This window comes from Niastella soli, from assembly GCF_017742245.1.
GTDB lineage: Bacteria > Bacteroidota > Bacteroidia > Chitinophagales > Chitinophagaceae > Niastella > Niastella soli.
On the sequence record NZ_JAGHKO010000011.1, the window covers coordinates 274518 to 299235 of the forward strand.

The 24718-nt window shown below is 44.1% G+C and carries 15 protein-coding genes; 5 read left to right on the forward strand and 10 right to left on the reverse strand.

Annotated features, from left to right (window positions below; translation table 11 throughout):
• Window positions 1-164: 164 nt before the first annotated feature.
• The 4 genes from J7I42_RS27265 (at window position 165) to J7I42_RS27280 (ending at window position 7104) form a co-directional block, all read left to right on the forward strand.
• Window positions 165-2054, forward strand: a complete 1890-nt coding sequence (locus J7I42_RS27265) for a rhamnogalacturonan lyase (protein ID WP_236065594.1) — start codon at window positions 165-167, stop codon at window positions 2052-2054.
• Window position 2055: 1 nt separating this feature from the next.
• Window positions 2056-2859 carry a rhamnogalacturonan acetylesterase gene (locus J7I42_RS27270; RefSeq protein ID WP_209142167.1) on the forward strand — a complete coding sequence of 268 codons (804 nt, stop codon included), beginning with the start codon at window positions 2056-2058 and terminating at the stop codon, window positions 2857-2859.
• Window positions 2856-5768, forward strand: coding sequence for an exo-beta-1,4-galactosidase (locus J7I42_RS27275; RefSeq protein ID WP_209142169.1), 2913 nt, complete (start codon window positions 2856-2858; stop codon window positions 5766-5768). Before J7I42_RS27270 ends, J7I42_RS27275 begins: the two co-directional genes overlap by 4 nt.
• Before the next feature lie 208 nt (window positions 5769-5976).
• Window positions 5977-7104, forward strand: a complete 1128-nt coding sequence (locus tag J7I42_RS27280; protein ID WP_209142171.1) for a glycoside hydrolase family 88/105 protein — start codon at window positions 5977-5979, stop codon at window positions 7102-7104.
• Window positions 7105-7415: 311 nt separating this feature from the next.
• On the opposite strand, the gene J7I42_RS27285 is transcribed toward J7I42_RS27280, so the two are convergent.
• The 8 genes from J7I42_RS27285 to J7I42_RS27320 form a co-directional block, all read right to left on the reverse strand.
• Window positions 7416-9167 carry a sodium:solute symporter family transporter gene (locus J7I42_RS27285; RefSeq protein ID WP_209142173.1) on the reverse strand — a complete coding sequence of 584 codons (1752 nt, stop codon included), beginning with the start codon at window positions 9165-9167 and terminating at the stop codon, window positions 7416-7418.
• A gap of 230 nt (window positions 9168-9397) precedes the next feature.
• The gene (gene araA / locus J7I42_RS27290; RefSeq protein WP_209142175.1) at window positions 9398-10897 is read right to left on the reverse strand and encodes an L-arabinose isomerase; all 1500 of its coding nucleotides are present in this window, start codon (window positions 10895-10897) and stop codon (window positions 9398-9400) included.
• A 64-nt stretch (window positions 10898-10961) separates the two neighbouring features.
• The gene (locus J7I42_RS27295) at window positions 10962-11660 is read right to left on the reverse strand and encodes an L-ribulose-5-phosphate 4-epimerase (RefSeq protein ID WP_209142177.1); all 699 of its coding nucleotides are present in this window, start codon (window positions 11658-11660) and stop codon (window positions 10962-10964) included.
• Between the two features lie 83 nt (window positions 11661-11743).
• Window positions 11744-13447, reverse strand: coding sequence for a ribulokinase (locus J7I42_RS27300; protein WP_209142179.1), 1704 nt, complete (start codon window positions 13445-13447; stop codon window positions 11744-11746).
• Window positions 13448-14021: 574 nt separating this feature from the next.
• A complete protein-coding gene (locus J7I42_RS27305) occupies window positions 14022-15887 on the reverse strand; it encodes an O-antigen ligase family protein (protein ID WP_209142181.1) in 1866 nt (621 codons plus the stop codon).
• Between the two features lie 31 nt (window positions 15888-15918).
• A complete protein-coding gene (locus J7I42_RS27310; protein ID WP_209142183.1) occupies window positions 15919-17034 on the reverse strand; it encodes a TlpA family protein disulfide reductase in 1116 nt (371 codons plus the stop codon).
• Window positions 17035-17096: 62 nt separating this feature from the next.
• Window positions 17097-17744: a hypothetical protein gene (locus tag J7I42_RS27315; RefSeq protein ID WP_209142185.1), complete on the reverse strand. Its 648-nt coding sequence runs from the start codon at window positions 17742-17744 to the stop codon at window positions 17097-17099.
• A 416-nt stretch (window positions 17745-18160) separates the two neighbouring features.
• Window positions 18161-18778: a hypothetical protein gene (locus J7I42_RS27320; protein WP_209142187.1), complete on the reverse strand. Its 618-nt coding sequence runs from the start codon at window positions 18776-18778 to the stop codon at window positions 18161-18163.
• 465 nt (window positions 18779-19243) lie between these two features.
• Here J7I42_RS27320 and J7I42_RS27325 point away from each other — a divergent pair, with 465 nt between their 5' ends.
• Entirely contained in the window at window positions 19244-21430 is a 2187-nt protein-coding gene (locus tag J7I42_RS27325) for a hypothetical protein (RefSeq protein ID WP_209142189.1), read from the forward strand.
• 101 nt (window positions 21431-21531) lie between these two features.
• On the opposite strand, the gene J7I42_RS27330 is transcribed toward J7I42_RS27325, so the two are convergent.
• Both J7I42_RS27330 and J7I42_RS27335 read right to left on the reverse strand, forming a co-directional pair.
• Complete coding sequence (locus J7I42_RS27330) at window positions 21532-22824, reverse strand: sugar MFS transporter (RefSeq protein WP_209142191.1); 1293 nt, start codon at window positions 22822-22824, stop codon at window positions 21532-21534.
• 2 nt (window positions 22825-22826) lie between these two features.
• Window positions 22827-23885 carry a phosphotransferase enzyme family protein gene (locus J7I42_RS27335; protein ID WP_209142192.1) on the reverse strand — a complete coding sequence of 353 codons (1059 nt, stop codon included), beginning with the start codon at window positions 23883-23885 and terminating at the stop codon, window positions 22827-22829.
• Window positions 23886-24718: the final 833 nt, after the last annotated feature.

The window sequence follows — 24718 nt, forward strand, 5'->3', positions numbered from 1 at the left end:
AAAGTATAAGACCTGTCTTGTTTGAAAACCCGACCTGTCAGGTCTGTCCATCATGGTAGCCCGGCAAGTTCAAAAGGCAGACCTTACAGGTCTTCCCTCTTAATACATGTAAGGGTCAACAGCATTTCAATCGTATATAAACAGCAATTACCATAAACTGCCATATGAATAGGATACTTATTTACCTGGTAACCCTGTTATTGCCAGCCTCTCTTTTTTCCCAGCGCCAGATGGAATTCCTCAACAGAGGGCTGGTTGCCATGCCTGATGGGAAAGGACATGTTTTTGTGAGCTGGCGGATGCTGGCAACCGATGCAGATAATATTGCTTTTAATCTGTACCGCAAGAGTGATCCCGTCAAAGTCACCAAACTGAACACTAAACCCATAACAGCCGTCACTTCCTGGCTCGATGAAAAAGCAGATACTACCCAAAACTATACTTATCAGGTAGCAGCCATCATAAATGGTAAAGAAATAAAAGACGCCCGTACCTATACCGTAAAGGGCGGCGCGCCTGCTTATATTTCTATTCCCTTAAAAACACCGGCAGGTTATGCCCCCAACGATGCCAGCGTAGGTGATCTCGATGGGGATGGCACCTATGAGATCATTTTGCACCAGACAGGCAGGGGCCATGATAATTCACACAATGGCATCACTGATCCGCCCATTTTTCAGGCGTATACACTGGAGGGTAAATTACTGTGGGAGATCAACCTGGGCCGGAACATTCGGGAGGGCGCGCATTATACGCAGTTCATGGTATATGACCTCGATGGTGACGGCCGTGCTGAAATTGCTATGAAAACAGCCGATGGCACCATCGACGGACAGGGCAAGGTAATTGGCGATTCCACAAAGAACTATGTAAATAATAATGGCCGCATTCTCGATGGCCCTGAATTCCTCACCATTTTTGATGGCCGCACTGGTGCCGCTTTATATACCACCGATTACGTGCCCGTACGTGGCCGGATAGACGGTTGGGGCGGTACCGGTGGCAATGGACGTACAGATAGCTATGGTAACAGGGTCGATCGTTTCCTGGCTTGTGTGGCCTATCTTGATGGCGTGCATCCCAGTCTGGTGATGTGCCGCGGCTATTATGGCCGCAGTGTATTGGCCGCCTGGGATTGGAAAGATAACAAGCTTACCCAGCGCTGGGTGTTTGATACAGAAAAAGGCTATCCTGATTTTGCCGGCCAGGGTAACCATAACTTAACAGTAACTGACGTAGACGGGGATGGCAAAGATGAGATCATCTACGGACAAATGACCGTTGATGATGATGGCAAAGGGATGTATACAACCGGTATCGGTCATGCTGATGCGTTACACGTAACAGACCTTGATCCCGACCGCCCTGGTAAGGAGGTGTTTGGCACCCAGGAACGATTTGGAGATGCCGGCGCTAATTTTCGCGATGCCAAAACCGGTGAAGTGATCTGGAAGAAAGCTTCTGTAAAAGCCGGTGAAGATGGGGAAGGGCCCGGGCGGGCTTGTGCGTTGGATATTGATCCCCGTTATAAGGGGTATGAATGCTGGGTGGCAGGCGCGGGTATCACTGGGCTATTTGATTGCAAAGGAAATAAGATCGCTGAAAAAACACCCCCTTGTAATATGGGCATTTACTGGGATGGCGATGTACTGAGCGAAATTCTAAACGCTACCCTGGTAGGCAAATGGGATTATACCAACAGCTCGGTTACCAAACTGCTCGATGCAAAGGATTATGAGTGCGTACATAACAATGGCACCAAATCCAATCCCTGTTTGTCGGCCGATATCCTGGGCGACTGGCGCGAAGAAGTGATCTATCGTACCCGCGACAACCAGGAGCTGCGCATATTCGCCACTACTATTCCTACAACTTATAAGTTCTACACCCTGATGCAGGACCCGCAATACCGGCTCAGCATCGTTTGGCAGAATGTAGCCTATAACCAACCCCCGCATCCGGGATTCTATCTGGGCGAAGGCATGAGCGCACCACCTCATCCTTCGATCAGTATTATTGAGCAACATAAAAACGACAATGCAAAAAATAAATAGCATGGCAATGAATAATAACAGCCGGAAGTTAGTCCGTTCCCTCGCAGTGATCGGTTTGCTGGTCCTTGTTTCTTCTTTCGCAGTATGGCAATCGCGTAAACACACGATCTATATCATTGGCGACTCCACGGTGAAGAATGGCGATGGTACGGGCAAGTCGGAGTTGTGGGGCTGGGGCAGCTTTATGGCCGACCGGTTCGATACCACCCGGATAAGCGTGGAAAACCATGCTATAGGTGGCAGAAGCAGTCGCACGTTTATTAACGAAGGCCGTTGGGACCGCGTGCTGGAAAAATTGAAAAAAGGCGATTATGTGATCATGCAGTTTGGACATAACGATGGCGGTCCGCTCGATGATACGGCCCGCGCCCGTGGTACCATAAAAGGAATTGGGGACGATAGTGTGGCTATTTATAACCCCATTCGTAAAGTGAACGAAGTAGTACATACCTATGGCTGGTATATGCGTAAATATATCAACGATGCCAGGGCCAAAGGCGCTATTTCTATTGTATGCTCACCTGTTCCCCGGAATATTTTTAAAGATGGTAAAGTAGAACGGGCCAATACCAGCTATGGCAAATGGGCTGAGGAAGTAGCCAGCTCAAATGGCGCTTTCTTTATTCCCCTGAACGACCTTATTGCCGATGAATATGAAAAGTTGGGCGCTGATTCGGTGAAACATTTCTTTCCCGGCGATCATACCCATCCTAATAAAAATGGTTCCATGCTGAATGCGGATATGGTAGTGAAAGGGATCTGGAACCTTAGAAATAACGACCTAAAAGAATACCTGAAGAAATGAAGCTGATTTTTAAGAATATATGGTTGTCAATAGCCGTTTTTGCCTGTAGCAATTGGGCATGGGCGCAGCATGTACCGTCTACATCTGCCATCTCGTTGGCCGGTGACTGGCAGTTCCAGATCGACCGCAACGATGTGGGCGTGCAGGAGCAATGGTTCAATAAAAAACTGGAGGAGACAATCAAATTGCCTGGTTCCATGCTCACCAATGGCAAAGGCGATGCCGTAACGTTGCAAACAAAATGGACCGGCAGTATTTACGACAGCAGCTGGTTTTTCAATCCGCGGATGGAAAAATACCGGCAGCCGGGTAACCTGAAATTCCCTTTTTGGTTAACACCTTCAAAATATTATGTAGGTGCTGCCTGGTACCAAAAAGAAGTAACCATTCCTGCTGACTGGAAATGGAAAAACATCGAGCTGTTTCTGGAAAGATGCCATACTGAAACGTTGGTATGGGTAGATGGAAAAGAAGCCGGGATGCAAAACAGCCTGGTAGCGCCGCATGTGTATGACCTGTCAAAAGTATTAACGCCCGGTAAACATACTATTGCCATTCGCGTTGATAACCGTATTAAAGAAGTTAATGTAGGGCCCGATTCTCATAGTTTAACCGATCATACCCAGGGTAACTGGAACGGTATTATCGGTAAAATATCGTTGGAGGCTACACCCATAGTACATGTTAAAAACATTCAGGTATACCCTGATGTGGCCAGGAAACAGGCGATTGTGGTAGTAACGATAAAAGGCCAACAGGAAGGTAATGTAAAGGTAACGTTGGGGGCTACCTCTTTTAATACCAGATTTGTGCACCGGGTGCCGGTGATCACTGAATCAGTGACATTGAGCAAGGATACCCTGGCCACACATCAGTTTACGTTACCAATGACTGATAAGGTGCAATTGTGGGATGAGTTCAATCCTTTATTATACAAACTGCAATTGACGCTGCAAGCATCCAATGGTGAGAAGCAGACAAAAGAAGTAATCTTTGGGATGAGGTCGTTCAAGATCGTTGGTACCGGGTTTACCATCAACGATCGCCCGGTGTTTTTGCGGGGTACGGTGAACAACTGTGAGTTCCCGTTAACTGGCTACCCGCCCATGGACGAAGCCAGCTGGATCAAATTGTTCACTACTGCCAAAGCGCATGGGTTGAACCATATGCGTTTTCACAGTTGGTGCCCACCTGAGGCTGCTTTCAAAGCTGCCGATCTTACCGGATTCTATTTACAACCCGAAGGACCGGGCTGGGTGAACCATGGCACGTCCTTAGGCGATGGCAAACCCATAGACAAATACATGTACGAGGAGACCGATCGCATGGCCGATTGGTATGGCAACTATGCTTCGTTTTGTATGGAAGCGCCCGGTGGCAATGAGCCGGCTGGTAGAAACCAGGTAAAGTTCCTTACGGAGATGATCCATTACTGGCAGGCAAAGGATAAACGCCGCGTATATACAGGTGCGTCCGTTGGTAATAGCTGGCCCCTGGTGCCGGAGAATGAGTACATGGTAAAAGCAGGCGCCCGTGGGTTGAACTGGGTGAATGCAAGACCTGAAAGCGATTCTGATTATCAGGCCGCCATTCAGAAATTCAACGTGCCCTATGTGGTGCATGAGATGGGGCAGTGGTGCGTATTCCCCGACTTCAATGAAATTAACCGCTTCACTGGTGTATATAAAGAAAAGAACTTTGAACTGTTCCGCGAACAACTGGCTGAACATGGGATGGCCGATCAGGCCCATGACTTTTTGATGGCCAGTGGTAAACTACAGGCCTTGTGTTACAAGAATGAAATAGAAAAGGCTTTCCGGACAAAAGGACTGGCCGGTATTCAATTGCTGGGTTTACAGGATTTTCCTGGTCAGGGTACTGCGCTGGTAGGGATGTTGAACGCCTTGTGGCAGGATAAACCTTACATCACGCCGCAACAGGTGAAGCGTTTTTGTAATGCTGTGGTGCCGCTTACCCGCCTGCCAAAATTTGTGTATACCAATGATGAAAAATTGACTGTACCCGTTGAGCTGTTCAACTATGGAGGCAGCGAATTAAAGAATGCTGTGATCAACTGGGTGATAAAAGACAGCACCGGTAAAGTGTTAGCCAAAGGAGCCTTCGATAAAAAGGACTATGCTATCGGCAACTGTTTGCCGGTTGGTAAAATTGAATATCCGTTATCGAAGTTCAAAACACCCATGCGGTTGAACCTCGATATTTCCATAGCTGGCACTTCGTATGGCAACGACTGGAACGTATGGGTTTTTCCGGCCAGAGTGGCTTGGGGTGCTTTTAACGATCCCGTATATGAATGCGATACGCTCGATGAAAAAGCCATTGCTCTTTTGCAGGATGGTGGTACCGTGTTCTTAAAGGCGGCAGGCAAGATCGAAAAAGGAAAAGAAGTTGTAAATTACTTTACCCCTGTATTCTGGAATACCAGTTGGTTTAAAATGCGTCCGCCCCATACTTTAGGTATTGTATGTGATCCCAAACATCCGGCTTTCAAAGATTTCCCGGCAACAGCCTATAGCGATCTGCAGTGGTGGGATGTAGTGAATAAAGCGCAGGTAATGCACCTGGAAGATTTCCCGAAAGGGTTCAAACCGATCCTGCAACCAATAGATACCTGGTTCATCAACCGGAAGCTGGCGTTGTTGCTGGAAGCGAAAGTAGGGAAGGGCAAACTGTTGATGTGTAGCGTAGATCTTAAGAACCTGGACGACCGGCCGGCTGCAACACAACTGTGGTTCAGTTTGGAAGTATATATCCGCTCAGCCTCATTTAACCCGAAATCAACGGTTGAGCTGTCGGCCATACAGGCGCTGTTCACCCAGCCATCGCGGGAAACCTGGAATGGGTATACGAAGGACAGTCCGGATGAGTTGAAACCTAAAGTAAACTAAATGAAAAAGACCTGTAAGGTTCGCCATCTGAGGTTGAATATGCAGCGGGATGAAGCGATCCTGACAGGTCTGGTTCTCCTCACTAAAATGGCGCAGGCTCCCCTTATGCCGGATGTGAATCCGACCTGTCAGGTCTGCTATACATCTTGGCCCGGCGAGTTAAAAAGGCAGACCTTACAGGTCTAGTTAAATAAAAAATCAGGTAATTATGATGTATAGAATGAAATTATTAGGAGCAGCTGCGGTATTGCTGACGACCTCGCTGCAGGCACAAAAAGCGCCTGCTAAAAAAGACGTGTTAAATGCCATGCGTTTGACCAATCAGTATTTCATGAACAAATGGCCCGATGCCGGTAAAACTATTATTACCAACAAAGAACGGCCGAGTAACATCTGGACCCGCGCCGTATATTATGAGGGTTTGATGGCCCTGTACAGCATTGATAAAAAGCAGCCCTACCTGGACTATGCCATTGACTGGGGTGTAAAACACCACTGGGGTCTGAATGGTGGTATTCAAACCCGCAATGCCGACAACCATTGCTGTGGTCAAACCTATATTGACCTGTACCTGATGGATAAAAAAGAAGAACGGATCAAAGACATCAAGGCCTCTATTGACTCCATGAAAGCCACTTCCAAAATAGATGACTGGAGCTGGGTAGATGCCCTCCAAATGGGGATGCCTGTGTTTGTACGCCTGGGTAAGTTATTTAACGATACCAGCTACTACAACCGCATGTATGAGATGTATGCCTACACCAAACATAAACATGGTGATAATGGCCTGTATGACCCTGCAGGGCATTTATGGTGGCGCGATAAGGATTTTGATCCTCCTTATAAAGAACCCAATGGTGCCAGCTGCTACTGGAGCCGTGGCAATGGCTGGGTAGTGGCGGCACTGGTGCGCACCCTGCAAATGCTGCCTAAAAGCGATCCTCATTACAATGAATACATGCAGGATTATAAAGACATGCTGAAAGCGCTGGTCCCCTTACAACGTACAGACGGTTTCTGGAATGTGAGCCTGGCCGATTCTACCAATTTTGGTGGTAAGGAATTAACCGGTACAGCCCTGTTTGTGTATGGTATGGCCTGGGGTATTAACAACAACCTGATAGATAAAGCTACTTACAGACCTATTATGCTGAAGGCCTGGAATGCGCTGGTAAAAGATTGTGTTCACCCCGATGGGATGCTGGGTTACGTACAGGGAACGGGTAAGGAGCCAAAGGATGGTCAGCCGGTTAGCTATGACCATATTCCTGACTTTGAAGATTATGGCCTGGGTTGCTTTTTACTGGCCGGGAGCGAGATATATAAGTTGAAGTAGTCAGTTGTGAGTAGTGAGTTGTGAGTGGGCTCGAAATTATTTATGACTGCTGAATATTTGCGAGATAACTAATTTTTATGAATGCTGAGTAGTCGCGAGGTCACTCACAACTGACAATTGACAACTCACAATTGACTTTAAAAGCAAAAAGCCTCTTGATATTATCAAGAGGCTTTTTGCTGCTGAATATTTAAATGCTGAGTAGTCGTGAACCCACTCACCACTGACCACTGACAACTCACAATAGACTCTATAAAAGCAAAATGCCTCTCGATATTATCGAGAGGCATTTTGCTTTACCGTAGTCTCAACTACCAGAACTTCACATACAGCGCAGTCAGCAACAACAATGTAATTACGATCATTGCAATGGTGCGGTTGTCAAGTTTTAATAAGGCTTTATCGGTCATAAATGCTCTTGGATTTATTTTTGGTCCGGCCAGAGAGATACCAACCATAGTAGCTACCGTGAACACAAACGACCAACCCATGTTAATGAGGAAGGGGATTTCGGTAACCGCATGGGCCACCCCATCTTTACCGAGTGTTTCGTAAGTGTAAGCGGTATATAACAAGGTTTCTTTACCAAAGATGCCAACGGCATAGTTGTTAAAGAAGATGGCAAGTACAAAACCCAGTACCACGCCAACAATAGCAGCGGTGCCGGTGGTACGTTTCCAGAACATACCCAGCAGGAACATGGCGAATACACCCGGGCTAATAAAACCGGTGTATTTCTGAATAAAGGTAAAACCACCTTCACCACCAATACCCAGCAGGTCATTCCAGGTAAACAGGATAGCCAGGATGGCAGCTGCCAATACTGTATAGCGGCCGGTGATCACCAGCTTTTTCTCATCAGATTCTTTTCCAAAATATTTATGGTAGATATCCAGCGTAAAGATGGTGGAGATACTGTTCAGTTTTCCGGCCAGAGAAGCAACAATGGCGGCCGTTAATGCCGCAATAGACAAGCCTTTCAACCCAGAAGGCAAAAAGCTCAGGATGGCTGAATAAGCGCCGTCTTTACCACCACTAAAACCAGGCAGGGCATTGTGTTTGTACAATACAAATGCGGCAATACCAGGCAGCATTACGATCACCGGCATCATCAATTTCAGCATACCGGCGAAAATGAGACCGGTACGGGCTGTTTTCAGATCGGCGCCCAGGGCACGTTGTGTAATGTACTGGTTGCAACCCCAATAGTTCAGGTTCACGATCCACTGACCGGCAAAATACATGGCGATACCAGGTAATACCACCCATTTCTGAATGTCGAGGTTGAGCGGTGTATTGATCGTACCCGTAGTAGCGGCAGGTTTGGGTAAGATCATTTTAAAGTGTTCGGGAGAATCGTTCATCAGGGCTTTAAAACCGGCGATGGCGCTATTGCCCACACCCAGTTTATCGCCTACAATCGTTAATGCGAGGTAAGTGGTAGCCAAACCACCGATGATCAAAACGGCTACCTGTATTACGTCGGTATAACCAATTACTTTCATTCCACCCAGCGTAATGATCAGGGCAAATACCGCCAGACCGATCATGATCAGGTGCAGAATATTTTGAAATTCCGGCGTGCCTGCAGTGGCATCACCTACCAAGCCGGTGATGGCTGTGGCGCCGAGGTATAAGATAGACGTGAGGTTTACCAGAATGTACAGGAATAACCAGAAGATGGCCATAATAAGGGCCACCGTGTCGTTATACCGCGTTTTAAGGAACTGCGGCATGGTGAAAATGCGGTTCTTCAGGTACACCGGCATGAACCAAACGGCAATAATTATCAGTGCTACTGCAGCGATCCACTCATAGGCCGCTACCGCCGTACCCACAAAAAAACCTTCACCACTCATCCCAATGAACTGCTCGGCAGAGATATTGGAAGCAATAAGCGAGGCGCCAATGGCCCACCAGGTAAGGGAACCTTCGGCCAGGAAAAATGCTTTGGAGTCGTGTTCCTGGGTCTTTCTTTTTCTATATACATAATAACCATAGCTGGCTACCAGTATAAAGTAGAGTACGAAAATGATGTAATCAATTGACGAAAGCGTGTTCATAGCGGGCTGCAATAGTTTTTTTAGTGAATGATGGTTGTTATTTTAGACTGACCTGCAAGGTGCATCATTTGAGTTTGCATTAACAGAGGGTTCAGTAGCACCTGACAGGTCTAAAATATTAAAAAACTGACCTGTCAGGTTCGATCGATCTGCTTAATTGCTTAAGACCCTATGACGAACCTTACAGGTCAGTCCCATGTTAAAAGCGGCTGCAATATGTGGATTTATTTTTAAATAGAATGACGATAATACAGATCATTCCATCTTAATTGATTCTTAAGATCGTACAAATTGCTGTTTTTGCCGATCAGTAAGTACTCAACACCCGCCATTTCTGCAAAATCTTCCATGTGTTCGGTAGTCAGGTTCTGGCTGTAACCTGTGTGGTGAGCGCCACCAGCCAGGATCCAGGCTGCACAACCTGTTTTCATGTCTGGGTAGGGTTTCCACAACACACGCGCTACCGGCAGTTTGGGCAGGCTTTGGATGGGGTCAACAGCTACCACTTCATTAACGATCAACCGGAAACGATTACCCATATCAACGATAGAAGCATTTAAAGCGGGGCCTGAACCGGCGTTGAATACCAGACGTACGGGATCAGCTTTGCCACCAATACCCAAAGGATGGATCTCAACAGTTGGTTTGTCGTTGGCAATGGAAGGACAAATTTCCAGCATGTGTGAACCCAGTACCAGTTGGTTGTTGGGGTCGAAATGGTAGGTATAGTCTTCCATGAAGGAGTTACCGCCTTTTAAACCGGTGGCCATTACTTTCATGGCGCGAACCAGGGCAGATGTTTTCCAGTCGCCTTCGCCGCCAAAACCGTATCCTTCCGCCATTAAGCGTTGAGACGCGATACCAGGCAGTTGTACCATGCCGTGCAGGTCTTCGAAAGTATCGGTAAAGCCTTTAAAATTCCCGGCTTTCAGGAAATTGCGCATGCCGATCTCGATCTTGGCTGCATCTTTCAATGCGCTGTGGCGTTCGCCGCCTTTGCGCAGGGGTGCCTGTACAGTATATATTTCTTCGTATTCAGCTACTTGTTGGGCAATGGCGCTGTCGCTAACGTCGTTGATCACTTTCACCAGGTCGCCAATACCATAGCCATTTACAGAATAACCAAATTTCAGTTCAGCTTCTACTTTGTCGCCTTCAGTTACCGCTACCTGGCGCATGTTATCGCCAAAGCGGCAGAAGCGGGCATTTTGCCAATCGTTCCAACCGGCTGCAGCACGCATCCACACGGCTACACTTTTCATTACTTCACTATCCTGCCAGTGGCCAACTACCACTTTACGGTTCATTCGCATCCGGCTTACCATGAATCCGAACTCGCGGTCGCCATGGGCGCTTTGGTTCAGGTTCATGAAGTCCATATCGATGCTGCTCCAGGGAATATCGCGATTAAACTGGGTATGCAGATGTAACAACGGTTTTTGTAACACTTTTAAGCCACCGATCCACATTTTAGCGGGAGAGAAGGTATGCATCCAGGCAATGATGCCGATACAGGTAGACGTGGTGTTGGCTTCCTGACAAACCTGGTAAATTTCTTCAGGTGATTTTACCACGGGTTTGAACACTACGCGTACAGGGATTGCAGGATCTTTATCAATTGATCTGGCAATTTGGGTGGAGTGTTCGGCAACCTGTTTAAGGGTTTCTTCACCATACAGGTGTTGACTTCCTGTTACAAACCATACTTCCAGTTTTTTCAAATCTTCCATAAATGGGTTATTTAGTTGGCAATCGTCTTTTGACGGGTGCTATTTTAGTGATTGAGATTACGATTTATTGTCCATAATAAGCATCTTTCCCATGCTTCCGCTGCCAGTGTTTATCTATCAGGGCATCTTTCAGGCGCGGGGCTTTCGGGTTGATCTGCTCGGTGAGGTAGGCCATACGGGCCACTTCTTCCAGCACTGCGGCATTATATACGGCTTTGTCGCCATTTTTACCCCAGGCAAAAGGAGCGTGGTTACCTACCAGGACCATTTCCACTTCTTCGTATGATAATTTGCGCTCATTGAAACAATTGATGATCTGGTAGCCGGTCTCAAACTCATAGTTCCCTTTGATCATGTCGTCGCTCATGGGCGGTGCACAGGGGATATCTACGGTGTTGTGGTCGGCATGGGTAGTGCCAAAGATGGGAATATCGCGCTGCGCCTGTGCCCAGGCAGTAGCATAGGTGCTGTGTGTATGCACAATAGCGCCTATCTTTTCCCATTCCTTATATAATACGGCGTGTGTTTTGGTGTCGCTCGAAGGGCGCATCTTGCCGCTTACGATCTTTCCATCAAAGTCAACGATAACCATTTCATCGGGTACCAGGTCTTTGTAGGGAACGCCACTGGGCTTAATGGCAAAAACACCCTGGCTTCTGTCGGCTACACTAACATTACCAAAAGTGAAAAGGACCAGATTCAGCTCTGGTAATTGCATGTTGGCTTTGTAACAGGCCTCTTTTATATCTTGATACTTGCTCATTTTTGTTTTCAGGTTACATGTTACAGGTTACAGGGCTTGTAACCCCGCCAGGCGGGGTTAGTCCTGTAACCTGTAACGGTATCTTAGTTAGATAATACTGCTTCTTTTTCGTTATGCTTTATAGAACCCTCAATAAATCCACCCAGTTTGTGGTACTTATTATAGCGCTTTTGGTAGAGGGCTACTTTGTTCTTATCGGGATAATAGGTAGCGTCAAAACCCTGACCCATCGCATTCATGGCGTCTTCTACTTTGTTGTAGATGCCGGCTGCAGTAGCTGCAAACATGGCAGCGCCAAGGGCACAGGTTTGTTCAGATTTATGAATGCGGATAGGCATATTCATAACGTCGGCCATCATTTGCATAATGAACGGCGATTTTTTAGCCACACCACCCAGTCCGATCAGTCCTTTTACCGGAACGCCTTCCTGGTTGAACCGGTCAACAATGGCTTTGGCGCCAAAACAGGTGGCTTCCACAATAGCCCGGAAAATACGGGGGGCGTCGCTTCCGAGGTTGAGCCCGGTTATAGCACCTTTCAGTTCCTGGTTGGCATCGGGTGTACGACGGCCATTGAACCAGTCAATTGCCAGTTCGCTGTTTTCATCGATGTGCAACAAGGCCGCTTGTTTGCTTAATTCAGGGATCAGCTTATCGCTTACCTCATCGATGATGGCTTTGGCAGTTTCAGTATTGATGATGGTTGATTGTCCTAATACGTGTTGCAGTGGCCAGGCCAGCACTTTTTTGAACCAGGCGTAGGCATCGCCAAAGGCGCTTTGACCCGCTTCCAGTCCCATCATGCCAGGCAGTACGGAACCAGGGACCTGTCCGCAGATCCCTTTTACCAGCTTGCCATCCACTTCACTCAGCGGGGCTACCAGCATATCACAGGTGGAAGTACCCATTACCTTGCTCAGGTGGTAGGGTTCAATTTGTCCGCCTACTGCACCCATATGGGCGTCAAAAGCGCCAACACCGATCACTACGTCGGTAGAAAGACCCAGTTTCGCGGCCCATTCAGGGCTGAGGGTACCGGCTGCTTTATCGGAAGTATAGGTGTCGGTGAAAAGTCTTTTGGTAAAACCGGCTAACAATGGGTCAAGATCGGCAAACCACTGATCGGGTGGTAAACCGCCAAATTCTGCTGCCCACAGGGCCTTGTGGCCTGCGGCGCAAACACTGCGTTTCATGGCAGCGGCTTGTTTGCCACCGGTAAGTACGAAAGGGATCCAGTCGCAATGTTCTACCCAGGAGTGGCAGGCTTCGCGCACTGCTGCGTCCTCACGCAAAATATGTAACAGTTTTGCCCAGAACCATTCCGAGGAGTAAATACCGCCTACGTATTGCAGATAGTTGATGTCGTACTTTTCTGCGTGTGCATTGATGGCGGCTGCTTCCGGAACAGAAGTATGGTCTTTCCACAACACGAACATGGCGTTGGGATTTTTCTCGAACCGGGGTAACAGGGCGAGTGGGGTGCCGGTTTCATCTACAGCTACAGGTGTAGAACCGGTTGTATCCACTGAAATAGCCCTGATGTTAGCCGTTACTGAAGGACCAGCCTGCAGTAAGCAGCGGGTTATGGTTTGTTCCAGGCCTTCCAGGTAGTCAAGCGGGTGTTGCCTGAACTGGTTTACGCCGGGATCACAATACAAACCATCTTTCCAGCGGGGATAATAAAAAACTGCTGATGCAACTTCCTGCCCATTGGCAGCGTTGGCTATAATTGACCGCACTGAGTCAGTGCCGTAGTCAACTCCTATTACATAATTTTCTTTTTTCATATCGGCAACTAAAACAAAAGGGTGTTTTTTATTGACTGATCTAAACCAGGAACGCGATTCCTGCCCATCAAAGATACGGCCTGAATCGCCCACTATGTCTATTTTGTGTCAAAATAACACTTAAAGAATGAAATCTCAAAAATTACTTGTCGGCGGAATAGTGGTAATATTAGGGTAAACCTGTATGGGAGCGCAGGAAAAGCTAATAGTTTTAGCGGAAAAGTTTGGGGGAGGAAATGCGGGTCTGGGATGGGGATATTTGCTTTGAAAGAGGCTAATGTGTTAAAAGTAAATAAGTTATTTAGTTTGAAGTTATTGGGTTCTTGAGTTGAGGAAGGGGCACCTGCTTTTTAGCCGCCTGCGCCTTGCCGGCAGCGGCCATCGTGCCCGTAGGCAAGTAGGCCCCCCTACGCTCTTCGACCGCCATAGCCGAGGGCGACGGCGGTAAAGCTTCGCGAAGGCGCAGCGGGCGAGGCAGTAAAGAGAAAGGCAATGGGTCACCTTCGCCAAGGCTTCGGCGACCGAAGGCAGCAGGGACCTGCGACTAATGCCGAAAAAGTGTATAAGGGGAGATTTATTGTTTATAAGGCGACTGGGAAATGAGATAATAGGTTTCTTCTATCATTTGTTGCCCTTGTTCAGATAATTTTTTAAGCTGGAATGATACAACGATATCTGCCATCTTCTTAAACTCGGGCCATTTTTTATTATCAAAATACAACTTCGTTAAAAAAAAGTTAGGGCTTATCAAATTAGGGATAGCAAATCTTACGAATAAGTATTGCTGTTCGGCCTTTTGAAACTGACCGGTTCGCTTATAGGCATGACCAAGCATATAATATACTTCTTTATTGGGTGTGATCTTTTTAGCTGTAGTTAATATTTCAATTGATTTGGTAAAGTTACTGTCGCTATACAATGCTTTACCCAGGCTGATCATATAAGATGAATTATCTGCCAGGGTAGGGCATAAAGGGAGCAGCCTGTTTGCATAACTACCAGCAATCTTTTCCTGTTCCTGCGTAGTTAGTAACTGGCCCCATTTATACAGCGCCTTAGCTCTTCTGACAGCAAATAAACTGATAAATGATACGAAGCAAACTGACGACAGGGCCATGACTATTTTTTGCCATAAAGGTGGTTGTAGAAAAGTTGCATTCGATTTTATTGCAACAGAGAAACCCTGAGCAATTAAAAGCCAGAACATCAGTTTTAATGGCAATATTGAAAAAGGGTAGGAGAAAAGCCCTGCTATTAATATAACTACTACGCCAGCCAGCGATAACAAAAGTAACTTCGATTGCTTTTTATCGATAACAATATGATAAGCACGGATAGTGGTTGTGAAAAAGAACAGAAGCAGTAGTGAAAATAATCCCAGCCCCATAATTCCGGTTTCTGCAAAAATTTGTAGCAGCTCATTAAAAGCATAGCGCACATCATCCGCAAGCCAACCGTAGGTTGGTATTTTTTCAGGATGGATTTTAAAATAAAAGTGTTGATACTGGCTGTAACTGGAAGCAAAATTTCCATTTCCAACACCAAATAATAAATGATCACGGATCATAGAGCAGGTAACCTTCCAGGTAAGTAACCGGCCATTTGCAGAATTCGACTTTAATTGATACAGTTGGTAAAGACCTACAGCCAGGAGGGGCAAGCCGATAAATAAACCCGGAATTGTCTTTTTCTTTACTTTGGAATACAGGGGTGAATGGTATTTTTTAATGTAAAGAAGGGTAACAAGGCCAACTGATGTTATAATTCCCAACCAGGCTGACCTGCTTTCCAGGTAAACTAACAGCAACGCCAGGGATATTAGCAAAAGGATATAAAGGATAAATAGCCAGCGTTTATTTGTGGCGGCGGTATGAAATAATAAAAACGTATAGACCAAAACAAATAAGACAGCCAGGTATTGAGCATAGGGCGCCGGATTGAGAAAAAGACCGGTAACAATAAATTTGAAATGAAATCCTGTTAATATGCCCAAATATTGCAGGATGCCAATGGTTGCCTGACATATGGCTGTTGCTGTCACTAATAAAGGCAAAGCTGTGGGGAGATATTTTTGATGTTGAAAAAGGAACAGGGACAAAACAAAAAAGATAAGGACACACAAATTGCAAAGAATATGCGCTGGAATGGCTACTGTTGTTTGGTTGTATTTAACAGCACTCAGAAGCATATAAATGAGAAATAGAATGGCCCACGCCTGATTCCGGTTGAGGGAGGGATAGATTATATCTTTTGAGAAACACAACTGGATAAAGAAAAGGAACACTAAAGTACCAGTTCCGAATAGGAAGAATAATTCTTTTGATTGCATTACCCCATCCGGCATGTCTAACGAACAAACCAAAGAACAGGTTAGCGTAATACAATAAGGGACCAGGGCCAGAACAGCGTTCAATCCATTGTTTCCTTTATTGTCTTTCATATGTTTTTTTGTTAACCGGAATGGACGAATGTTATTGTTGCGTTTGTTTGGCTGCTTTGGATCTTTCCTTTAACCAGTTTATGATTTGAAATGCGTTGTTTTTGGAATATATAATTTTGTAGTCTTCGTTTACGATCGAATACTGGGGTACCGCACCATACCTTGAATAGTCAAAAGGAGAAGGAGATTGCGCAGGTGCCATTAACTGCATCCAGGTAACCTGGTCTTTTTGTATGGCTTTTTTCCAGGCATTGTTATCAGTGTCTATCGAAATACCTATGAATTGAACATCGTTTTCTTCGCAAAGTCTTTTTATCTCCAAATTATAGGATGTATTTGCTTTCCGGCATGGACTGCACCAGGAGGCCCAGTAATAAAGTATTTTAACGCCTTTTCCTGTTTCGTGTAAATTAACGAAAGTGCTGTCGGGTTTTAGTAATGGAAAATCAGGCAGTATTATCTCTTCAAGAGCGCTTGCTGCTTCTTTATAAAAAGCCTGGTATAATGGGTTGTTCTTGTTTTTTACTTTACTTAATAATGCGGCGTTCGCACTGTCGATACTTCCGTTGGCCAGGTATAATAAATAGGTGCCAAACAAAATGTCTTTATCATTTGTGGCATTTGAGAAAAAATGGTTGATGTTTTTTTTATACAATGCTATTTCCTGTAACAATTGGGGCATTACTTCCTGAGGCTTGTTTGGATCTGCTTTTTTAATTATTTCAAGTAATCCCATTTCATATTGCCGGGTTTGTTGAAATATGTTATTGGGAGTAGAGGAGAAGGAATAATAGAAGCTTTGAGCCTGAGAGGTGAATTGAATATTTCCTTTAGCAGAAGGAAACAAATAGACGTGGTTCTTTTCGGGACCTTCGATCCATTGATAGCCCTGAAACCCTTTTTTGTTTAGGGATAGTTGATAAAAAAAATGATCAAAAAGCGGTTTGTTGAATACATAAACAAAATGTCCGGATTTATTTAGTTGAATGCTGTCGTATAAATGTCTGTCCTGGAGACCGGTAATTTGATAGATATAGATCTTGTCGGACCATTTTTCGTTAAGAGCAACCTGCCCATCGACTTCGTATTGTGCAGATAAATGGCAGCAATTAAATAGTAAAAGCAATAGAAGAGAAGTAATTTTCATAAAGCTTTTTTGTATTTTTAAAAGGCATGGCCTGCCTTTCAAAGCAGGCCATGACCGCCTCATTATTTTATAGTTTTTTTGATTTCGGCAAAGAATTCTTCTTTTTGTTTTTCAGTTAATGAATCCAAAAATGCTTTGTACTTATCAATAAACAATTCATAGCTGGCTTCATCGGCAATGAAGTTCTCTGTATAATTAACACGGGCAGATTTACCTTTACATGCATTGTATGCAGTAAACAGACCTGCATCTACTTTATATTTACTTTTCAGTAATGCAAATAAACCTTTCACTCTTCTGTGATAAATAGTTACCCTGTGCTTATTAGGTGTAGCTTCAGTCGTGGCTTCAGTTTTAGCTTCAGCACGAGCAGCTTTAAGTTTTTGTGTTTTGCAAGACGCAAAGAGTCCAATACATCCGCAAATAGCTTCGTGTGTGTTGGGATTGTAGCAAACACAACAAGACCCAAACCAGCAGTCTGCGGCGCAACTTGCATCTTGTGGAGGACGACAATTACAGTTTGAACCACCGCCACCGGTTTCGCTACTTAAATCTACGGCAGCCAATCTGGCATTTTTTGTAGTTGAGGTAGTGTTTTCACTTGTGGTTAATGCGGCGCTTTGAACATCTGTGCTCTTTTTGGAGCAGCCTATTAATATAGCTACGCCAATAACCATGGTAGCCAATCCTGAAATGATGATTTTTTTCATGTTGATAAAGTTAATTGATGTGAATATTGATGGTAACGTGCTTGCAAAAAGGATACGCGCATGGGGGATCCTTACATTTCATTAAGAATGTATTTAGGTTAAAAAATAATATATGTGTTTACCAGGATTGTATCGCCAATATAGATACGGGAAATGTCAGGCGTATGCCTGCAAAGTAAAGCAAGGGATGTAATTTTATACGTTACCGGGAAGTGGTGGCAAATATAGGAAATTATAAATCAAATGATCATGCCAGTTATTATTTTGAAAGTGAATAAGAATGTCTTTTTAAATCAAATGTGCATTATAGTTATAATGATAAAATGAAAAAAACAGTAGAGATGCGTTTATGTTTTAATATGATCCACTTCTTAAAAGGCATGGCTCGCCTTTTAAAGTAAGCCATGCATGTTTCTTTATTTTAAACTGTTGATTTCCTTCTGGAGAGTTTCTCTTTGTGTTTCAGTTAATGAATTCACAAATGCTTTGTACTTATTAATAAATGTTTCGTAGCTAGTGTTATCTGCAATATAGCTTTCTGTATAATTAACACGGGCTGATTTGCCTTTACATGCATCGTATGCAGTATACAAGCCTTCGGCTGCTTTATATTTACTTTTCAGTAATCTAAAGAGCAGTTGCATCCTTCTGTTATAGATAGTTATCTTAGGCGAAGATGTTCCGGTTTCTGCACGAGCGGTTGCTGATCTTACCACTCTGCAGTATGCAAATCCAAAGAAACATTGGCAATCGGCATATTCTGTCGCAGGATTATAGCAAACGCAACATATCGATAATATACAATTTGCGGAACAAGATACTTTTGGAGGCGTGCAATTGCAAGATAGGCCTCCGCCACCGTTTTCACTACTTAAATCCAAAGTAGCCAATCTTGCATTTTTGGTCGCTGATGTGGTGTTTTCACTTGTGGTTAATGCAGCGCTTTGAACATCCGTGCTCTTTTTGGAGCAGCCTATTAATACTGCTACGCCAATAGCCATGGTAGCCAATCCTGAAATGATGATTTTTTTCATGTTGATAAAGTTATTTAATGTGAATATTGATGGTAACGTGCTTGTTTAAAGGATACGCATGGAGGATCCTTACATTTCATTAAGAATGTATTCAGGGTTAAAAAATAATATATGTGTTTGGCAGGATTGTATCGCCAATATAAATACGGGAAATGTCAGGCGTATGGCCTGCAAAGAAAAGTAAAGGATGTTATTTTATAAGTTACCGGGAAGTGTTGGCAAATATAGGGAATTATAAATCAGTTGTTCATGACAGTTATTGTATTCCCAGGTGAATAAAAATATTTTGATATCAGATATGCATTTTAGTTATAATGACAAAGTAATAGCAAGTGATAAGAATGCGTTTATGTTTTAATATGAGCCGCTTATTTAACATGTCAGCAATTTTGATTGCAATTAATAAGCGTTTAGCTTTGCACGATAACGATTAGCATTAAAAATAAAATGATTTTGAACTTTAAAATGAAGAGTAAAAAGAGGGCGCAAATAAGTTGTCTGTTCCTTATTGTTTGTACTGTCATGATGTTGGCCGCGGCGCCGTTAATGGCACAAAGCGGTCCTGAAAAGAATTATCCTACCGGTGTACTTAAATCACTTGCCATGGCCGGTACAAACAGGTCTGAGTTGGAGAAAGCTATTGCTTTTTATTCCACGAACCCTGACAATGCGCTAAAGCTTAAAGCTGTCTATTATCTTATCGATAATTTAAAATGGCATCCAGGCTACCATCCGGAGATCCGTCCTGATCCTAATTTTACAAACTTTTTTCGAACAACAGATTCATTGTACTACTGCATTGTAAAAGGTAAAACAGCAGGCCAAATAGCAGAGCAACCTGTGAAGAGTGAAATAAAAAAGCTAAAAAAATATATTCAGGATACGCTGCGCAAGTGCTTATTTGCCGATCCGGAAATAATAGTAACCGGTAATCAGGGTGGGGAAGAAATAAAGACCATTAAGGCTGCTTTTTTAATAAGCCACATAGAGAACGCATTTACATTGCGGGCAACATCCCGGTATGTAAAAGAATTATCATTTGAGGACTTTTGTGAGTACACAATTGCTTACCGTTTGCTTGATAACTTAAGTTTTAGATGTTCAGGTAAAGATCTAAACCAGTTCTTTACTAAATACCTGGGCGATGTGAATACAAATGATTTTACGGAAACGATCGCCCGCTACAATACCACGGTTCTTAACTTACGCGATATTTTGGGTAAATATCCGTTTGAGGCCAGGACTGGATTTGAGGAGTTGTTCTTTTTACCTAAAAATGTGGGCGGATTTGATTGTTTTAATGAAGCGCAATATTGTTATGCTACACTTAATGCCTGCGGGCTTCCTCTGGGAATACAGCACAATACAGCTTATCAAATGGTGCAGGGTAAACACGCGCTGTGCAACCTGCATCCTGATTTGGGAGCGTGGGCAAGGTTTAATCCCGCATTCACACTGCCGGTTAAAAAAAACGGACCTTTTGAAAAAATTGAAGGGGCCGGATTGATGAATTTGCTTAGAATACATTACGCACCTCAACAGGGCAATCCTGCATCCCTTAAGAACAAAGACGAATATATCCCAGATAATTTGTCGGACCCATGTATTGAAGATGTAACTGAAAGAACACTATTTACAGTAAAGCTGCCGCTTGATTTTACTAAAAAAACAACCAATAATCTTTGTTACTTAGCTACTTTTAGCAGCGCTACCGGCATTGTGCCAGTGACATGGGCAGTGATAAATAAGAAAGAGCAGCGGGCTGTATTTCAACATGTGATCCCAGACAGATTATACTTTCCTGTTTATTATGTTGGTGAAGAGATCCGGCATTTTGGAGCCCCTTTTTTGCTGCGCTACGATAGCACTAAGAATGAAAAATATTCCTTCCGTTATTTTGAAAATGCGTCTTCTGATACTAATGCTACTATTGATCTAATACTTACAAAAAAGTTTCCAGACAAACCAAGAATGGTAAAATTAGCCGAAGATTTAGTTGGCACAACAATAGTAGGATACGATGAAAACAAACATATTGATACATTGTACACGCTTGACTATGTACCTCAGCCATATCTGCAGGATATAAAGCTTAATAATAAAAAATCTTATAAGACTTATAGAGTGCAGGCGCCGGCTGCACACCCTCATTTAAATATTTCAAAAATTGAGTTTCTTACTGAGAGTACTTTTTTTTATAAAAACATAAATCCGCCATCCCCGCTGCCCGTTTTAGCACCGGGTGTAACGGATAGTATTAAAAGCCTTGTGCGGGTTATGGAGGATCCTGATCAAAAAAAACGTGGAGGGACAGCGTATGATGGAAATACGGATACAGCGCCCCACGATTATTCTTCTATTACAATAACACTGAATGAACCTCAGGTTATCACAACCATTCGGTTTGAGCCCCGCAATGCGAATAATGGTATAGTTCCCCCAAATGAATACTTGCTTCTCTATTGGGATAATGATAAATGGAATTTTTTTGAGGAAGATCCGCAAATAGCCGAGTATAACTATGTCTTATTTAAGAATGCACCCAAAAACAAACTGTACTGGCTTAAAAATATTACAGCCGGAATAGAAGAGTTGCCATTTATTGTGGATGAAAAAGGACGGCAACAGTTTATTTATTTTGATATCAAATGATATAATTTGCGAGCAAAGCCGCTTAGGGCGGCTTAAAAAACAGAAGCCCTGACGGTATCGTCAGGGCTTTCTGTTTTTTATACTTCGGTACTCAATATTTTTTATTTTCTTCCCACTTTATAGCCATTGATCGAATAGTACAGGATGTACAAATAACAGGGTAGCATACAAATAAAGAAAGCCAGGTGGTTGGGGATGCTGTCTTTCAGATTTCCATAAATTAACGGAATGATGGCGCCACCGGCTATACCCATGATCAGCAGGGCCGAACCGGTTTTAGTGAATTTGCCCAGCTTGTCAATAGCCAATGGAAAAATGGCAGGCCACATCAATGCATTGGCTAAACCCAACAAGGCTATAAAGGTAATAGCGGTATATCCTTCTGTGAAAAATGCACCAATAGAAAAAAGAATACCAAGGATGGCAGATGCTTTTAGTGCCACCTGTTGTGAAATGAGTTTGGGAATGGTGAAAATGCCGGTCACATAACCCACCAACATGGAAATAAGCGTAAATGTTGTAAAATATTTGGTCTTATCGAGCGGCATGCCCATGGCTTTGCCGTAAACGCCAATAGCATCGCCAGCCATAACTTCTACACCCACATATACAAAGATGCACACGGCGCCCAATAACAGGTGCGGAAATTGCCAGATACTGGTTTTGTTGCCTGCAGCAGTTGGTTCAGCAGCTGTTTTATCTTCCTCAAGCTGAGGTTCAGGCAGCGGTGATTTCAGTAAGGCAAATGCCAGTATGACCAAAGACACAGCCAGCACTATATAAGGCATGATCACTTTGCCTGATAATTCGTTCAGCAATTGCTCTTTTTCTACGAGATTGATAGCGGCATCGATCTTTTTTTCCAGCTCGGTTGCATTGCTTAATAAAATAGCGCTTAAGATCAGCGGACTGATGATCCCGGCTATTTTATTGCAAATACCCATGATGCTGATGCGTTTGGCTGCGCTTTCAATAGGACCAAGGATACTGATAAAAGGATTGACGGCAGTTTGTAAAAGGGCCAATCCCATACCCTGAACAAACAAACCAGTTAAGAACAACCCAAAGCTTCTTTCCCTGGCAGCAGGGATGAAAATAACAGAGCCAATGGCCATTACCAGTAAACTTAAAGCCATTCCATTTTTAAAACCTGTTCGTTTAATAATAACTGACGAGGGGAGGGCCAGAAAAAAATAGGCCATATAAAATGCCGTTGTTACCAGAAATGCCTGACTGCTTTTTAACTGGCATACAAGTGTTAAAAATTGAATGAGGCTGCCATTGAGCCAGGTAATAAACCCAAGAATAAAGTACAAAAAGCCAATGATAAAAATGGCCGTTATGTTCGTTCGTTGTGTCGGCATAGGGATCTCAAGCGGTTTTGCAGTAGTCATGATTAAATTGTTGAAATGATTTCGTTGAACAAGTTGGATTTTGAATTATACTGTTGTAACAGCACGGCCTGGTTTTGGGCTCTCATAAAATTATGGCCTTCGTACCGGGCGCCATAATATACGTCATTATTTAAATGATCGGTTAAAAATCGCAGGGCTTGCATATAGATCATGAACTGTCCGGCGTATACAAAGTGCTCTTTTTCCGTAGGGGTCAGTTCGAAACGCAATTCTTCCAAATAGCCATGCGCAATAGCGGTAAAAAAGCTATCGCGAATAGTAATAAGGGCGAAATTCTTTTCTTCCTCACTGACCGGCGACAAATAAGTACGCATCATATCACCCACGTCGCTGATGAAATAACCCGGCATTACGGTATCGAGATCGATCACGCACAGTCCCTGGTAGCGACTGTCGAAAAGCACATTGCTGATCTTGGTATCATGGTGTATCACCCGCAGCCGGAAGCTGGGGTTGTTTTTTATTTGCTCGTAGGTATGTACCAGGGATTGCTGTTGTTCCAAATAGCGGATGAGGTCTGCCGATTCCCTGATACGCTCGGGATTGCCATTGATAAGGGCTGTGGTAAACTGGTTATATCGTAAAGACAGATCGTGAAACTGCGGAATGGTGATCTTTAAGACCCCGGTATCAAAACCACTCAACAGGTGGGTGAACCGGGCAAACTGGCGGGCTGCTTCAAAGGCCTGTTCAGGGGTATTTACCCTGTCAAGGGAATGGGAATTGGGCACAAAGGGAAGAAGCCGGAAGTGTTGTTGCTGCTCATCCACATATAAGTAATCACCGGTGGTGGTGGGCAGGGCGCCTGCAAACAGGTAGGTAGGGTAGTGCTGTCGCAAATGATTGCCCAGACTGGTCATGTTTGCGGCTATGTCGAAAGGGTGTTTAAAAACGGCGGAATTGATCTTTTGTAAAATAAAACAATCCTGGCCATTGACCGGGCTCACTTTCCAGGTGTGGTTAATGAGGCCACTGCCAAAGGGTTCAACGGAATATTGGTCGGGGGTTAGTCCAAAATGGAAGAGTATTTTATTGAACATACGATCAAACTTACAGCCTTAAGATTAAAAAGCAATACGCAAACGGTTGTGCCATTTTTAGGCAATAGGCAATGGGCGAAAGGCGGACGGCAGATGGCAAATGGCAGACGGCAGACAGCAGAAGGCAGAAGGGAAGGGATTCTCCGTAGCTAAAGCTTCGCGGGGGAGGCAATAGGTAATGTGGTAAATAAACAGTTATGGCATCTTGCAAGGTGCAGGTAATTTGGTTATTAGGTTCTTAAGTTGGTAAGTTCTTTGTTGTCGGTCGCCGGTTGAACTTATTTGCGATTCGCAACTAAATTCATTACACCCTTTCCGCAAATCCCCACAACTTAATAACCCATTAACTTCAAACTTAAGAACCCAGAACTCTGAACGCAATAACTAAATAACCTCTTGAATTGTCAACCCAGTATTTAGTAATATATGAAGGGCTTTTTCCCTGTAAGCCCTTATGGTATTACATACATCAGGGAAATATTTAGTAAAATATTCCATCATTTCAGTTAAACCTGACATTGACGTCCCTGGCTAAAATGTGTAGCTTTCCACTTTAAAGCGTTCAGTGTTGGTTATTTAGCAAAAGCAGCAAGGACTAGGCGTGCCACGTTGGCCAGCATTGTTTTTGTATCTACAAACGACAATAATGGCAACAGTTAACAATTACCTGAAGCTCTCAAAAGCGACTGTCTCATAGACGTGGCACGTCTTTCCATCAACTCCGAATGTGATAAAGTCCAGTAGTTCTTAACAGGCATCCGATGGTAACTGGTTGTAAAACGCCTGGTTTCTATTAACGATTGAAATGTTGCTTATGAAAAAAATGGTGTCAT

Bases quoted from the DNA above. Each gene is read 5' to 3' on its own strand.
- J7I42_RS27265 (WP_236065594.1), top strand. From the start codon at position 165: ATGAATAGGATACTTATTTACCTGGTAACCCTGTTATTGCCAGCCTCT.
- J7I42_RS27270 (WP_209142167.1), top strand. From the start codon at position 2,056: ATGGCAATGAATAATAACAGCCGGAAGTTAGTCCGTTCCCTCGCAGTG.
- J7I42_RS27275 (WP_209142169.1), top strand. From the start codon at position 2,856: ATGAAGCTGATTTTTAAGAATATATGGTTGTCAATAGCCGTTTTTGCC.
- J7I42_RS27280 (WP_209142171.1), top strand. From the start codon at position 5,977: ATGATGTATAGAATGAAATTATTAGGAGCAGCTGCGGTATTGCTGACG.
- J7I42_RS27285 (WP_209142173.1), bottom strand. From the start codon at position 9,167: ATGAACACGCTTTCGTCAATTGATTACATCATTTTCGTACTCTACTTT.
- araA (WP_209142175.1), bottom strand. From the start codon at position 10,897: ATGGAAGATTTGAAAAAACTGGAAGTATGGTTTGTAACAGGAAGTCAA.
- J7I42_RS27295 (WP_209142177.1), bottom strand. From the start codon at position 11,660: ATGAGCAAGTATCAAGATATAAAAGAGGCCTGTTACAAAGCCAACATG.
- J7I42_RS27300 (WP_209142179.1), bottom strand. From the start codon at position 13,447: ATGAAAAAAGAAAATTATGTAATAGGAGTTGACTACGGCACTGACTCA.
- J7I42_RS27305 (WP_209142181.1), bottom strand. From the start codon at position 15,887: ATGAAAGACAATAAAGGAAACAATGGATTGAACGCTGTTCTGGCCCTG.
- J7I42_RS27310 (WP_209142183.1), bottom strand. From the start codon at position 17,034: ATGAAAATTACTTCTCTTCTATTGCTTTTACTATTTAATTGCTGCCAT.
- J7I42_RS27315 (WP_209142185.1), bottom strand. From the start codon at position 17,744: ATGAAAAAAATCATCATTTCAGGATTGGCTACCATGGTTATTGGCGTA.
- J7I42_RS27320 (WP_209142187.1), bottom strand. From the start codon at position 18,778: ATGAAAAAAATCATCATTTCAGGATTGGCTACCATGGCTATTGGCGTA.
- J7I42_RS27325 (WP_209142189.1), top strand. From the start codon at position 19,244: ATGAAGAGTAAAAAGAGGGCGCAAATAAGTTGTCTGTTCCTTATTGTT.
- J7I42_RS27330 (WP_209142191.1), bottom strand. From the start codon at position 22,824: ATGACTACTGCAAAACCGCTTGAGATCCCTATGCCGACACAACGAACG.
- J7I42_RS27335 (WP_209142192.1), bottom strand. From the start codon at position 23,885: ATGTTCAATAAAATACTCTTCCATTTTGGACTAACCCCCGACCAATAT.